Genomic DNA, 14,313 nt, shown 5'->3' on the forward strand with positions numbered 1-14,313 from the left:
AACCATTTACATCCAGCAGAGAACACGCTAGATGACGCTGTCCGAACTGCCGCTGCACACCTCGGCCGTGGTCGAGTCCGTGCAGGACCTGCACGCCAACGATGCCATCGCCCGTCGCCTGCGCGAGCTGGGTTTCGTCACTGGCGAGGAAGTGCGCCTGGTGGCCAAAGGTCCGGTGGGGGGCGAGCCGCTGCTGGTGCAGGTCGGGTTCACCCGGTTCGCGCTGCGGATCAGTGAGGCCAAGCGCGTCGTGGTAGACGCCAACCGCCAGGAGCGACGCGCATGAGCGCTTCCGCTGCCACCGCCCCGCTGCGCATTGCGCTGGTCGGCAACCCCAACAGCGGCAAGACCGCGCTGTTCAACCAGCTGACCGGCAGTCGGCAGAAGGTCGCCAACTACACCGGCGTCACCGTAGAGCGCAAGGAGGGCCGCCTGCGTGCGCCGTCCGGCCGTGAATTCGCGGTGCTTGATCTGCCGGGCGCCTACAGCCTGCATCCGGCCAGCCTGGACGAGGCGATCACCCGCGACCTGTGCCGGGGCTTCTACCCGGGCGAAGCCGCGCCGGACGTGCTGCTGTGCGTGATCGACGCCACCAACCTGCGCCTGCACCTGCGCTTCGCGCTGGAGCTGCGCGAGCTGGGCAAGCCGATGGTGGTCGCGCTGAACATGGTCGACGCCGCACAACGCCGCGGCATCCAGGTGGATGTGGCCGCGCTGGAACGCGAGCTGGGCGTGCCGGTGGTGGAGACCGTGGCGGTGCGCAAGCAGGGCGCCAAGGCCTTGGTCGAGCGCCTCGATGCGATGGTGCCGCACCTGGATGCGCCGGTGCCGGGCCCGGAAGGTGGCATCGACTACCACGCCAAGGTGCGCGAGATCCTTTCGGTCGCCGTGCGCATGCCGGCGCGAACCGCGAAGATCGACGACGCGCTGGACCGCTGGCTGCTGCACCCGGTGTTCGGGCTGATCAGCCTTGCGGTGGTGATGTTCCTGATCTTCCAGGCGGTGTATGCCTGGGCGACGCCGTTGATGGATGGCATCGAGGCTGGCTTCGCCTGGCTCGGTACTCTCGTTGGCAGCGTGTTGCCGGAGGGTCCGCTGGCCAGCCTGCTGACCGACGGCATCATCGCCGGTGTCGGTGGCGTGGTCGTGTTCCTGCCGCAGATCCTGATCCTGTTCTTCTTCATCCTGGTGCTGGAGGAATCCGGCTACCTGCCGCGCGCGGCGTTCCTGCTCGACCGCATGATGGCCGCTGCCGGCCTGTCTGGCCGCTCGTTCATCCCGCTGCTGTCCAGCTTCGCCTGCGCGGTGCCGGGCATCATGTCCACGCGCAGCATCCAGGACCCGCGTGACCGCCTGGCCACCATCCTGGTCGCACCGCTGATGACCTGTTCGGCGCGCCTGCCGGTGTACGCGCTGCTGATCGGTGCGTTCATTCCGCAGAAGACCGTGTGGGGCGTGTTCAACCAGCAGGGCCTGGTGCTGTTCGGCCTGTACGCCGCCGGCATCCTCAGTGCGCTGGCGATGTCGTGGATCATGAAGAAGTGGCGCCGCGACAAGAGCGAGCATCCGCTGATGCTGGAGCTTCCGTCGTACCGGCTGCCGCATGCGCGCGACCTGGCGGTGGGGCTGTACGAGCGCGGCATGATCTTCCTCAAGCGCGTCGGCGGCATCATCCTGGCGCTGACCATCCTGCTGTGGGTGCTGCTGTCGTTCCCAGCGGCGCCGGCGGGCGCCACGATGCCGGCCATCGACTATAGCTACGCCGGCCAGATCGGCCATGCGATGGCGGTGTTCTTCGCACCGCTGGGCTTCAACTGGCAGATCTGCATCGCGCTGATCCCGGGCCTGGCCGCGCGTGAGGTGGCGGTGTCGTCGCTGGCGACGGTGTATGCGCTGTCGGCGGCGGATGACGATGCGGCCAGCCAGGCACTGACCCCGTTGATCAGCGATGGCTGGTCGCTGGCCACGGCCCTGTCGCTGCTGGTCTGGTACATCTACGCACCGATGTGCATCTCGACGCTGGCCACCATCAAGCGCGAGACCAACTCGTGGAAGCAGATGGCCTTTGCCGCGTTCTACCTGTTCGCCGCAGCTTACGTGGCGGCGCTGATCACCTACCAGGTGACCAGGGCGCTGGGAGGTGGCTGATGGATACCGGGCTGCTGATCCAGTACCTGATCATCGCGGTGGCCGTGCTGGTCAGCGCCTGGGTGGTGCTGAAGAAGCAGTTCCCCGGCACGGTGCGCAAGCTGCGCGGTGCCTTGGCGCTGGCTCTGCTGAAGCCGGGCCGCGCGGCCTGGGCGCAGGCGCTGGGGCGGAAGATCGCGCCGCCTGCCAGCGGAGGTGGCGGTGCCTGTGGCGGTTGCGACAGTTGCGGGCCGACCAACAAGAAGTAGCGTCGAGCCATGCTCGACGGCGGCTGTGCGGCGGGTGCGAACTTTCGGCCTGTGGGTGCGAACCTTGGTTCGCACGCTTTCCGGGGTTCAGACCTCTTTGCGGATGATCGCGCGAAAGCGTCCCTCCTGCTGCATCCGCCGTACCGAGGCGCGATTTCCATGGGTCGCTGCGAAGCCCGCCACGTCGGCAAGGGCATTGAGCAGCAGGCGCTTCATCGCGTTGCGATCGCCAGCATCGAGCAGGTCATGAAGATCCTGCTGGGTGAAAGCCCGGCGCAGGCCTGGCGTCTCTTCGATACGCCAGTCGACATGCGGCGTGGGGATGCTGGAGCGGTACCTGAAAGCCGTTTCAAGATCGTCGGGCGTGAGGGGGTGCACGAGCAACTCTGGAAAGTAGAGTCCGGCATTCACATAGAAACCGCGGCTTTCGCTGGCGCGTTGGTGATTCACGACAAGCAGGGCGTCATCCAGCAAGCGGTAGCGGGTGGTCGTCGTCCCGGCATAGCCGGTCTTCCTGGCGCACTTGCTGAAGACGGTCGCGGATTTCATGGGCGTTGCCTGGGCCGGAAGAGGGGACCACAGCCTTGAGTGGCCGCGTTTCTGCGTCCAGTGGTAAACGCGACATCTACGGTGTCGCATGCGCTCCGCCTGGTGCGGTCAAGAGAGGCGTACCCAGGGAGGAACGAGCATCCATTGCGCGGAAGGTCACCCAGCGTCGCAGTGACGGCGCTTGCCGGAGCAGGCGTGCTGCCGCTAGCCTGCAGGCATGAACCAGACTCCCCTGCGATTGCTCATTCACGGCGCCTCCGGGCGCATGGGCCAGGCCCTGCTGCGGCTGGCCGCCGAACATCCCGAAACCCTGCAGATCGTGGCCGCCGTGACCGGCCGTGCGCCGGCGCAGCGCGTGGTCGACGGCGTGCCGTTCTTTGGTGCCAGCGAACTGTCCGGTGCGCCGGTGTTCGACGTGGCCATTGACTTCAGCCTGCCGGAGGGCTTCGACCCGATGCTGGCGCTGTGCGTGGAACGCGGCGCGGGGCTGGTGTCGGGTACCACCGGCATCTCCGGCACGCAGCGGCAGGCGCTGGATGCAGCAGCGGCGAAGATCCCGTTGGTCTGGGCGTCGAACTTCAGCCTGGGCGTGGCGGTGCTGGACGAGCTGGTGGAGCGCGCCGCGCAGGCGCTGGCCGGCTGGGACTGCGATATCGTCGAATCGCACCACACGCAGAAGAAGGACGCACCATCAGGCACCGCGCTAACCCTGGGCGCGGCCGCGCAGCGCGGCGGAGCGGAGCCGCATTACGCGAGCCTGCGTGCTGGCGACATCGTAGGTGAGCATCTGGTGCAGTTCACCGGGCTGGGCGAGCGCATCGAGCTGGTGCATAGGGCCACCAACCGCGACATCTTCGCCCGCGGTGCGCTGTTCGCCGCCCGCCAGCTGCAGGGCCGGGCCCCGGGCAGCTACCGGGTGCGCGATCTGCTGGACGGGCCGCGTTAACCGGTAGCGCCGGGCCGTGCCCGGCGTCGGTGTCGGTTTCGCCGGGCATGGCCCGGCGCTACCAGCGGGCGCCGCATACGCCGCCGGATTGAAATGAATACGCAATCGCCTGTTCATGAAGCGCGATAACCGCTGGCGCGAGCGCCCCGGCAGCGTTACAATTCGCACTCGCCGAATCACGAAAGCCGGACCGGTCCCAGACCGCACGTCCGCGCTTTTTTGCAACCGGATTTCCGTGAAGCGCAGGCGTGACTTCGGCAGCCCCCTCGGTAGCCAAAGTGAGATTCCCGTGACCCAAGCCGCAATCCTCGTCCTCGAAGACGGCACCGTATTCGAGGGCGAATCCGTAGGCGCGCCCGGCCTGTCCGTCGGTGAAGTGGTGTTCAACACCGCCATGACCGGCTATCAGGAAGTATTGACCGACCCGTCCTACGCCCGGCAGATGGTCACGTTGACCTATCCGCATATCGGCAACACCGGCATGACCGACCAGGACGATGAAGCGTCCAAGGTATGGTCGGCCGGTCTGATCGTGCGCGACGTCCCGCGCCGTCCCAGCAACTGGCGCAGCCAGCTGTCGCTGCAGGACTGGCTGATCCAGCGGGGCGTGGTCGCCATCGCCGGCATCGACACCCGCAAGCTGACCCGCATCCTGCGCGAGAAGGGTGCGCAGAACGGTGCGCTGATGGCCGGCGACATCGACGTGGAAAAGGCACTGGAAGCCGCCCGCAAGTTCCCGGGCCTGAAGGGCATGGATCTGGCCAAGGTCGTCACTACCGAGAAGACCTACACCTGGACCGAGGGCCAGCTGGACCTGGATGCCAATGCTTTCGTCAGCGTGCCGGCCCGGTTCAAGGTCGTGGCCTACGACTTCGGCGTGAAGACCAACATCCTGCGCATGCTGGCCGAGCGCGGCTGCGAAGTGACCGTGGTGCCAGCGCAGACCCCGGCCGCCGAAGTGCTGGCACTGAAGCCGGACGGCGTGTTCCTGTCCAATGGCCCGGGTGACCCGGAACCGTGCGACTACGCCATCGACGCGATCAAGGCCTTCATCGACGTGAAGATCCCGACCTTCGGCATCTGCCTGGGCCACCAGCTGCTCGGCCTGGCCTCTGGCGCGAAGACCATGAAGATGGGCCATGGCCACCACGGTGCCAACCACCCGGTGCAGGACCTGGACAGTGGCCGGGTGATGATCACCTCGCAGAACCACGGTTTTGCGATCGATGAAGCAACCCTGCCGCCGACCCTGCGCGTGACCCACCGTTCGCTGTTCGACGGCACCAACCAGGGTGTCGCCCGCACCGACGTGCCGGCGTTCTCGTTCCAGGGCCATCCGGAAGCATCCCCGGGCCCGCACGATGTCGGTCCGCTGTTCGACCGCTTCGTGGCGCTGATGGAGCAGGCCAAGGCGTGATCAGTACGCCGCCGGCCTGCCGGTGGCGTCGCGATGGACCGTAAACCCCGCATCGCTGCTGCCCCTGGCGCGGCGCTGCGGATCAAGATTCCTGATCGACAGCGTGCGATCACCCCCCTTGTCACGCTGTACTGACTTAGAGAAGAAAATGCCCAAGCGCACTGACCTCAAGACCATCCTCATCATCGGTGCTGGCCCGATCGTCATCGGCCAGGCCTGCGAGTTCGACTACTCCGGCGCCCAGGCCTGCAAGGCCCTGCGTGACGAGGGTTACCGCGTGGTGCTGGTCAACAGCAACCCGGCCACGATCATGACCGACCCGGAGATGGCCGACGCCGTCTACATCGAGCCGATCAACTGGCAGACGGTCGAGAAGATCATCGCCAAGGAAAAGCCCGATGCGCTGCTGCCGACCATGGGTGGCCAGACCGCGCTGAACTGCGCGCTGGACCTGGCCGACAACGGCGTGCTGGAGAAGTACAACGTCGAACTGATCGGCGCCAAGCGCGAAGCGATCCGCATGGCCGAAGACCGCGAGCTGTTCCGCGTGGCCATGGGTGAGATCGGCCTGGAATGCCCGACCGCCGCCGTCGCCCACACCCTGGACGAAGCGCTGGAGATCCAGACCCGCGTCGGCTACCCGACCATCATCCGCCCCAGCTTCACCCTGGGCGGCAGCGGTGGCGGCATTGCCTACAACCGCGAAGAGCTGGTCGAGATCGTCAGCCGCGGCCTGGAACTGTCGCCGACCACCGAGGTGCTGGTGGAAGAGTCGGTGCTGGGCTGGAAGGAGTTCGAGATGGAAGTGGTCCGCGACACTGCGGACAACTGCATCATCGTCTGCTCGATCGAAAACCTGGACCCGATGGGCGTGCACACCGGTGACTCGATCACCGTGGCCCCGGCGCAGACCCTGACCGACAAGGAATACCAGCGCCTGCGCGATGCCTCCATCGCCGTGCTGCGCAAGATCGGCGTCGACACCGGTGGCTCGAACGTGCAGTTCGGCATCAACCCGAAGACCGGCCGCGTGGTCGTCATCGAGATGAACCCGCGTGTGTCGCGTTCCTCGGCGCTGGCCTCCAAGGCCACCGGCTTCCCGATCGCCAAGGTCGCCGCCAAGCTGGCCGTGGGTTACACCCTGGACGAACTGAAGAACGAGATCACCGGTGGCCTGACCCCGGCCTCGTTCGAGCCGTCGATCGACTACGTCGTCACCAAGATCCCGCGTTTCGCCTTCGAGAAGTTCCCGGCCGCCGACGCTCGCCTGACCACCCAGATGAAGTCGGTGGGCGAGGTGATGGCGATGGGCCGTACCTTCCAGGAGTCGGTGCAGAAGGCCCTGCGTGGCCTGGAAACCGGCAAGGTCGGCTTCGACCCGACCGGCTTGGACCTGGCCAACGAAGACGACCTGCAGACCCTGCGCCGCGAGTTGAAGGCGCCGGGCCCGGAGCGCCTGTTCTTCGTCGCCGACGCGTTCCGCGCCGGCATGAGCGTGGAAGAGATCTACGCACTGTCGTTCATCGACCACTGGTTCCTGGACCAGATCGAGGAAATCATCGCTGCAGAAGGCGAAGTCGCTGCCGGTGGCATCGACGCGCTGGACGCCGCACGCCTGCGCAAGCTGAAGCGCGCTGGCTTCTCCGACGCGCGCCTGGCGCAGCTGACCGGCACCAATGAAGCCGCCATCCGCGCGCTGCGTCGTGCGCACAAGGTACGCCCGGTCTACAAGCGCGTGGACTCCTGTGCCGGTGAGTTCTCCACCGGTACCGCCTACCTGTACTCGACCTACGAGGACGAGTGCGAGGCCGCGCCGAGCAACCGCGACAAGATCATGATCCTGGGCGGTGGCCCGAACCGCATCGGCCAGGGCATCGAGTTCGACTACTGCTGCGTGCACGCGGCACTGGCGCTGCGCGAGGATGGCTATGAAACCATCATGGTCAACTGCAACCCGGAAACCGTGTCGACCGACTACGACACCTCCGACCGCCTGTACTTCGAACCGCTGACCCTGGAAGACGTGCTGGAAATCGTCGATCTGGAACAGCCGAAGGGCGTGATCGTGCAGTACGGCGGCCAGACCCCGCTGAAGCTGGCGCGCGCGCTGGAAGCCAACGGCGTGCCGGTGATCGGCACCAGCCCGGACTCGATCGACCTGGCCGAAGACCGTGAGCGCTTCCAGCAGCTGGTCGACAAGCTGGGCCTGAAGCAGCCGCCGAACCGCATCGCCCGCAACGACCAGGAAGCCCTGCTGCTGGCCCGCGAGATCGGCTACCCGCTGGTGGTGCGCCCGAGCTACGTGCTGGGCGGCCGTGCGATGGAGATCGTCTACGGCGAAGCCGACCTGGCCCGCTACGTGCGCGACGCGGTGAAGGTGTCCAACGATTCGCCGGTGCTGCTGGACCGCTTCCTCGACAACGCCGTCGAGTGCGACGTCGACATCATCGCCGATGCCCAGGGCAACGTCCTGATCGGCGGCGTGATGGAGCACATCGAAGAAGCCGGCGTGCACTCGGGCGATTCCTCGTGCTCGCTGCCGCCGTACTCGCTGTCGGCTGAAACCCAGGCCGAGCTGCGCCGCCAGGTGGTGGAGCTGGCCAAGGCCCTGAACGTGGTCGGCCTGATGAACACCCAGTTCGCGATCCAGACCAGCGACGAGGGTGCCGACACCATCTACCTGCTGGAAGTGAACCCACGTGCCTCGCGCACCGTGCCGTTCGTGTCCAAGGCCACCGGCATGCCGCTGGCCAAGATCGCCGCGCGCTGCATGGCCGGCAAGAGCCTGGCCGAGCAGGGCGCGACCAAGGAAATCGTACCGGACTACTACTCGGTGAAGGAAGCGATCTTCCCGTTCGCCAAGTTCCAGGGCGTCGACCCGATCCTCGGGCCGGAGATGCGCTCCACCGGTGAGGTGATGGGCGTGGGCCGCAGCTTCAACGCCGCCTTCGCGCGTGCGCAGGAAGCCGGTGGCATCAAGGCACCGCCGGTCGGCAAGGCCTTCGTTTCGGTCCGCGATCCGGACAAGAAGCGCGTGCTGCCGGTGGCCAAGGCGCTGCTGGCGCGGGGCTACAGCCTGGTCGCGACCCGTGGCACTGCCGCGTGGCTGCAGCAGCACGGCATGGACTGCGAGATCATCAACAAGGTGGTCGAAGGCCGTCCGCACATCGTCGACTCGATCAAGAACGGCGAGATCGTCTACATCGTCAACACGACCGAAGGTCGTTCGGCGATCAACGACTCGTTCTCGATCCGCCGCGAGGCGCTGCAGCATCGCGTCACCTACTCGACCACCATTGCCGGCGCCAAGGCGCTGGTGGATTCACTGGAATTCCGCGGCACCGGCCCCGTCTGGTCGCTGCAGGAGCTGCACAAGGAGTTGAATGCATGAGAGCCCCCATCACGATGAAGGGCGCGCAGAAGCTGCGCGACGAACTGGATCACCTGAAGTCGGTCAAGCGCCCGAAGGTGATCGCCGCCATCGCCGAAGCGCGTGAGCATGGCGACCTGAAGGAGAACGCCGAGTACCACGCCGCGCGCGAGGAACAGGGCTTCATCGAAGGCCGCATCAAGCAGCTGGAAGGCGAGCTGTCGCACGCCGAGATCATCGACGTGAGCAAGCTCAACGCCGGCTCCAAGGTGGTGTTCGGCGCCAGCGTGACGCTGGCCGACGTGGAAACCGACGAAGAGAAGAAGTACCAGATCGTCGGTGACCTGGAAGCGGACATCAAGCTGGGCCTGATCGCGATTTCCTCGCCGGTGGCGCGCGCGATGATCGGCAAGCTGGAAGGTGATTCGATCGTGATCGACGCCCCGGCTGGCCAACGCGAGTACGAGATCGTCAGCGTCAGCTACGTGGACTGACACGGTGGCAACGGCGACCCTGCTGTTGCCGGCCCGCAGCCGCTTTGCCGCGGCTGCGTTGCCGGACGATGTGGCACGTGCGCTCGGCCGTGCCACGACCGTGCAGGTCGCGCCGGGCGAACGCGCGCAGCTGACGCGCCATTTTGCGGTTGCCGCGCCGCACTGGCCGGTGGCCGCGTTGACCCGCCAGCGCGACGTCGGCGATGCGGCCGGCGCCAGCTGGCTGCGTGCCGATCCGGCCTGCATGGTGCCGGACATGCATGGCGCGCGGATGATGGCCTACGGCGAAACGCTGCGGCCGACGCTGGCTGACAGCCTGGCCCTGCTGCCGGTGCTGCAGCCCTTGTTTGCCGATGCCGGGTTCGTGCTTGACGCACCGGACCCTTCGCGCTGGTACCTGCGGCTTCCAATCGACCTGGTGCTGCCGGACTTCAATAGTCCGGACGAGGTGCTGGGCGATGACCTGTTCTCGCATCTGCCGGAGGGCGAGGGCGGCCGTCGCTGGCGGGCGCTGATGACCGAGGCGCAGGTGCTGCTGCACAACCATTCCTGGAACCAGCAGCGCGCCGCGCAGGGGCAACAGCCGATCAATTCGCTGTGGTTCTGGGGCGGTGGCGTGATGCCGGTGTCGGTCAGCACGCCGCACGCACAGGTGCGCAGCCGCGATGCCCTGCTGCAGGGCCTGGCCCTGGCGGCTGGCGTAGCCGTCGATGGCGAGCAGGCGGTGGATGCACTGGTTGACCTGCGCCAGCTGCGTTCCCTGCAGCAGCTCGGCAACGATGCGATCCGTCCGCTGCTGGCCGCGCTGAAGCGCGGCGAGCTGCAGCGGCTGGTGCTGGATTTCGAGGACGGCCTGCAGTTCCAGCTGGACCGTGGCCAGCGCTGGCAGTTCTGGAAGAAGCCGCGCCAGCTGCACGACTGACCGGGGTCTGATCCGTTCTCCATCGGAAAACGGCTCTGACCCCCCAGGGTTTGTCGGGGCTGCCGGCCAGCGGCCGGCACTACCGCAGGTGGCGGCGCCTCAACGGACCTCGCTGACCACCGTCGGCAGCGTCCAGTGCCCACCCGCAACGCCCCGGCACTGCCCGGTGGTGAACTCGCTGCTCTTCACGAATCGCGCGCCATCCCAAGCCCAGTCGTGGCCGGAGAAGCAGTCACCGACGCCGCGCCCACGGAAGCGACCGCTCAACGTAGCGTCGTCGCGATCGAAGTCTTCTGCATCGGACGTGACGAAGCGTGCTTCGTACGGCGGCTTGTCCTGCACTACCCAGTAGCCGCTGCTGAAGTTGTAGGCACCCACGAAGCAGCTGGTGCTTGCCAGCACATGTTGGGCGTCCAGTCGCTGGATCTCGATTTCATCTGTCCCGCCATCGCTCAGGCGGCCGCACTCATCCGGCTTGGGCAGGCTGGCGATCAGTGCCTTGCGCAGGCCCGGTGCTTTCGCCAGTGCCGCGTCCGAGGCGCGCGGTGCCACCAGCGTGCCGCGCACGATCACTGGCACCGGCAACGCCGCAGGCACGCCTGCTTCGGGCTTGTCGCCACGCCGCACCAGCGCACCGGGGGTGCCCAGCCGGCCCTGTGCCTCGTCCATCTTCAGCAGTACGGCCGCTGCACCGCGGTCGGAGATCGGCCAGGCCTTGCCCTTGCCGTCGATGATCTCGATGCGTGCCTGGCGCGGCAGTGCGGCGACCAGTGCATCGGTCTGTGCCTGCTGCAACAACACTTTGTCCCCGTCGCCGGTGTCGCGCACCGGGCCCAGGTCCTTGCCGTTCAGGCGCAGGCGCAGTGCCCCGGTCGGCGTCGGGCTTTCGCCATCCTCGCCATTGCGCAGCCGCGCGAGCACCTTCGTACCCGGGCCGCCGGCGCGCTCAAGCATCAGGCTGAGCAGGTTGCCGGGTTGTTCCGGACTGTAGCCGGCGGCGCGACAGGTGCGGGTGTTGTCACAGGCCAGCGACCAGTCGTTGTGTTCGAATTCGACCCCGGGCCTGGGCTCAGGCGTGGCGGAGTGGGCGGCCGGCGCCACGGTGAGTGCCATCAGCGCGGTCAGCAGGGTGCGGGTCATGGATGGAAGTCCGTTCCAGGGCAGGCAAGCATGGAAGATGCGGTCGTGAAATCCAAATGCTGCTGGCCGAAGAGCCAAGGTGCCTCGTCAGCAGCGGCAGCCGACTGGGAGAGTGGTGCACGTTATGATGTGCAGGTCTTTCGTAACCGGCGATGCCGATGTCCCTTGCCGCCGATGCTGTGCAGCCCGCCTCTGATACGCCGATGATCCGCCGCCGCGATGCGGTCGTACCCGGCAGTTGGCCGGAGGGCACGCTGCCGCTGCTGGCGCGTCTCTATGCCAGCCGTGGCGCAGGTACACCGGAGTTGGCGCAGCCGAAGCTGGGCAATCTGCACGCGCCTGAGCTGCTGACCGGCATCGATGATGCGGTGGGTCTGCTGATCGAGGCCATCGCCAACGACAAGCGCATCCTGGTGGTCGGCGATTTCGATTGCGATGGCGCCACCGCCTGTGCGGTCGGCGTGCGCGGTCTGCGCATGCTCGGTGCGCAACACGTCTTCCACGCGGTGCCGAACCGCATGGTGCATGGCTATGGCCTGTCACCGTCGCTGGTGGAAGAGTTGGCCGCGCTGCAGCCGGACCTGCTGGTCACGGTCGATCACGGCATCGCCTGCCATGCGGGCGTGACCGCGGCCAAGGCACGCGGCTGGCAGGTGCTGGTCACCGACCATCACCTTCCCGGGCCGCAGCTGCCGCCGGCCGATGTCATCGTCGATCCGAATCTGGACGGTGATGCGTTCCCGAGCAAATCGCTGGCAGGCGTCGGCGTGATCTTCTACGTGCTGATGGCGCTGCGCCGGCACATGCGCGAGGCAGGTGTCTTTGCGGATGGCAAGGGCCCGGACCTGACCACGCTGCTGGACCTGGTGGCGGTCGGGACCGTTGCCGACCTGGTGGCGCTGGATCCGAACAACCGGGCACTGGTCAGCGCGGGCCTGCGCCGTCTGCGCGCAGGGCAGGGCTGTGTGGGCCTGCGTGCACTGATCGAAGCCAGTGGCCGGGATGCCGCGCGACTGACCGCCACCGACATCGGCTTCGCACTCGGCCCGCGCCTGAACGCCGCGGGCCGGCTGGAAGACATGGCGCTGGGCATCGCGCTGCTGCTGACCGAAGACCCGCGCCAGGCGCGCGAGATCGCGCAGACGCTGGAGCAGATCAATTCGGAACGGCGCGCCGTGCAGCAGTCGATGACCGATGACGCCGAGCAGGCGTTGACCCGGGTGGTGCTGGACATGGCCGGTCAGCGACCGGTGGCGGCCTGCCTGTTCGATGCTGACTGGCATCCGGGTGTGGTCGGCCTGGTCGCATCGAAGATGAAGGATCGCCTGCATCGCCCGGTGATCGCCTTCGCCCCGGCCGAACCCGGCGCCGAGATCCTGCGAGGCTCGGCGCGCTCCATTCCCGGCCTGCACATCCGTGACGCCCTGGCGCTGGTCGATGCGCGCCATCCGGGCCTGATCGAACGCTTCGGTGGCCACGCCATGGCGGCCGGCCTCAGCCTGCGGCGTGACCACGTCGATGACTTCAAGGCCGCCTTCGTCGCGGTGGTGCTGGAAATGCTCGATCCGGCGGCACTGCAGCAGCAGGTGCTCAGTGACGGCGAGCTGGCCGTGGACGAGCTGGACCATCGCCACGCCGACGCGTTGCGCCTGGCCGGGCCGTGGGGCCAGGGTTTCCCCGAGCCACTGTTCGACGGCCACTTCGAAGTGGCCAACTGGCGCGTGCTGAAGGAGCGCCACCTCAAGCTGGAACTGCGCCTGCCGGGCGTACCCGGCACCATCAACGCCATCCATTTCGGCGGCTGGCACGGCAACGCGCCATCACGTCACGTCCACCTGGCCTACCGGCTGGCCTGCGATGACTACCGTGGCGGCAGCGCCATCCAGCTGATCGTGGAGCACTGCCTGCCGGTTTGAGCGCCGCTTCGCGAGCGGGGCCGTGGGCGGCGCGCTATGCGTGGATCCAATCAACTGGCCAAGCTCAGGGCGTCACCTCGGTCACCAGCGTCGGCATGTGCCATGCACCCCCAGCCGCGACCAGCCGGCACAGGCCGGAGGTGGATTCATCGGTCTGCACAAAGCGGCGCCCGTCCCAGCCCCAACTCGCGGTGGACCAGCAATCGCCCAAGCCGCGGCCTTTGTGCGCCGAACTGATTACCCGACCATCGTCATCGCCGCCCGATGCGGTCACCAGCGTGGCCTTGAAGGGCGGTGCATCGTTCACTACCCAGTAGCCGATGCCTTCGTTGTAGGCGCCACGCCAGCAGAGCGTAGACACCAGCAGGGAAGTCCTCCCCAGCCGGGACACGCGCAGCTCCTGCGGGCCGTCCACCATCGGCAGGCCTTCGGGTGTCAGTGCGACGCAGTCGCCGCCCGGGTTGGCCGCGGCCAGCGCCCCGCGCAGTGCGGGTGAGTGTTCCAGTGCGGCATCGGTGGCTCGTGCCGCCACCAATGGCGCCAGAACCAGCGTAGGCACCGGAAGTGCGGGAGGAACTGAGGCTTCGGCGCGCGACCCCTTGCGCATCAGCGCGCCGGGAGTCTCCAGCCGGCCCTGAAATTCGTCCATCTTCAGAAGCACCGCCGAGGCGCCACGATCGGACAGCGTCCAGCGCTGGCCATCGTTGCCGACCGCCACGATGCGGCTGCTGCGCGCCAGCGAGGCCAGGAGTGCCTTGGTCTGCGCTGTAGACAGTGTCGCCGTGTCTGCGGTCAACGACAGCGCGCCCAGATCCTTGCCGTTGATCTGCAGCGACAGCTGTGTCGGCAGCTTGACCTCGTTGTACTGGCCCAGCATCAGTTCGGCGCTGACCGGCTGGCCGGGTCCGCCCTTGCGAGTCAGCAGCACCGACACCGGCAAGTTGCCGCCGACATCGTCCTGGTAGCCGGCGGCGCGGCAGGTACGGGTGTTGTCGCAGGCCAGCATCCAGTCGTAGTGGGCGAAGCGCACCCCTTTCACGCTGCCAGCGGCGGCGGCGCCGGCCAGGACCAGCAGGATCAAGGCAATCAACGGGCGCATGGTGCATCCCTGTGTGGCGAGGACTTCCATGGTGCTGGTTGGGAGGGGCGTGTGTCGATGCGAG

12 protein-coding genes are annotated in these 14,313 nt (G+C 67.3%); 9 read left to right on the plus strand and 3 right to left on the minus strand.

What is annotated here, in order from left to right; all coding sequences use genetic code 11:
• Positions 1-31 precede the first annotated feature (31 nt).
• The 3 genes from AC5P8J_RS15290 to AC5P8J_RS15300 are packed head-to-tail and all read left to right on the plus strand — an operon-like array spanning position 32 to position 2,396.
• Positions 32-286, plus strand: a complete 255-nt coding sequence (locus AC5P8J_RS15290) for a FeoA family protein (protein ID WP_494540245.1) — start codon at positions 32-34, stop codon at positions 284-286.
• Positions 283-2,148 (plus strand): ferrous iron transporter B, encoded by a 1,866-nt coding sequence (feoB, locus tag AC5P8J_RS15295; RefSeq protein WP_180877888.1) that lies wholly within the window; start codon positions 283-285, stop codon positions 2,146-2,148. The genes AC5P8J_RS15290 and feoB overlap by 4 nt, the downstream gene beginning before the upstream one ends.
• Positions 2,148-2,396, plus strand: a complete 249-nt coding sequence (locus tag AC5P8J_RS15300) for a DUF6587 family protein (RefSeq protein ID WP_021204545.1) — start codon at positions 2,148-2,150, stop codon at positions 2,394-2,396. Before feoB ends, AC5P8J_RS15300 begins: the two co-directional genes overlap by 1 nt.
• A gap of 87 nt (positions 2,397-2,483) precedes the next feature.
• Here the strand turns inward: AC5P8J_RS15300 and AC5P8J_RS15305 are convergent, their stop codons facing one another.
• Positions 2,484-2,945: a DUF4304 domain-containing protein gene (locus AC5P8J_RS15305; protein WP_019661458.1), complete on the minus strand. Its 462-nt coding sequence runs from the start codon at positions 2,943-2,945 to the stop codon at positions 2,484-2,486.
• A gap of 217 nt (positions 2,946-3,162) precedes the next feature.
• Here AC5P8J_RS15305 and dapB point away from each other — a divergent pair, with 217 nt between their 5' ends.
• From dapB to AC5P8J_RS15330, 5 genes are all read left to right on the plus strand, one after another.
• On the plus strand, positions 3,163-3,891 hold the full coding sequence (gene dapB / locus AC5P8J_RS15310) for a 4-hydroxy-tetrahydrodipicolinate reductase (RefSeq protein WP_031270820.1): 729 nt from the start codon (positions 3,163-3,165) through the stop codon (positions 3,889-3,891).
• Between the two features lie 289 nt (positions 3,892-4,180).
• Complete coding sequence (gene carA, locus AC5P8J_RS15315; RefSeq protein WP_031270821.1) at positions 4,181-5,308, plus strand: glutamine-hydrolyzing carbamoyl-phosphate synthase small subunit; 1,128 nt, start codon at positions 4,181-4,183, stop codon at positions 5,306-5,308.
• Positions 5,309-5,456: 148 nt separating this feature from the next.
• Entirely contained in the window at positions 5,457-8,699 is a 3,243-nt protein-coding gene (gene carB, locus AC5P8J_RS15320; protein ID WP_188250568.1) for a carbamoyl-phosphate synthase large subunit, read from the plus strand.
• A gap of 8 nt (positions 8,700-8,707) precedes the next feature.
• Positions 8,708-9,172 carry a transcription elongation factor GreA gene (greA, locus tag AC5P8J_RS15325; protein ID WP_026347191.1) on the plus strand — a complete coding sequence of 155 codons (465 nt, stop codon included), beginning with the start codon at positions 8,708-8,710 and terminating at the stop codon, positions 9,170-9,172.
• A 4-nt stretch (positions 9,173-9,176) separates the two neighbouring features.
• On the plus strand, positions 9,177-10,094 hold the full coding sequence (locus tag AC5P8J_RS15330; protein WP_014646995.1) for a Regulatory protein, RpfE type: 918 nt from the start codon (positions 9,177-9,179) through the stop codon (positions 10,092-10,094).
• Positions 10,095-10,193: 99 nt separating this feature from the next.
• Here the strand turns inward: AC5P8J_RS15330 and AC5P8J_RS15335 are convergent, their stop codons facing one another.
• Positions 10,194-11,234 (minus strand): DUF1176 domain-containing protein, encoded by a 1,041-nt coding sequence (locus AC5P8J_RS15335; protein WP_206621747.1) that lies wholly within the window; start codon positions 11,232-11,234, stop codon positions 10,194-10,196.
• Positions 11,235-11,392: 158 nt separating this feature from the next.
• Here AC5P8J_RS15335 and recJ point away from each other — a divergent pair, with 158 nt between their 5' ends.
• Positions 11,393-13,150, plus strand: coding sequence for a single-stranded-DNA-specific exonuclease RecJ (gene recJ / locus AC5P8J_RS15340; RefSeq protein ID WP_478405840.1), 1,758 nt, complete (start codon positions 11,393-11,395; stop codon positions 13,148-13,150).
• A 64-nt stretch (positions 13,151-13,214) separates the two neighbouring features.
• Here the strand turns inward: recJ and AC5P8J_RS15345 are convergent, their stop codons facing one another.
• Positions 13,215-14,249 carry a DUF1176 domain-containing protein gene (locus tag AC5P8J_RS15345; RefSeq protein ID WP_164145175.1) on the minus strand — a complete coding sequence of 345 codons (1,035 nt, stop codon included), beginning with the start codon at positions 14,247-14,249 and terminating at the stop codon, positions 13,215-13,217.
• Between the last annotated feature and the right edge of the window lie 64 nt (positions 14,250-14,313).

It is taken from the genome of Stenotrophomonas sp. YJH_SMC_37, assembly GCF_059370035.1.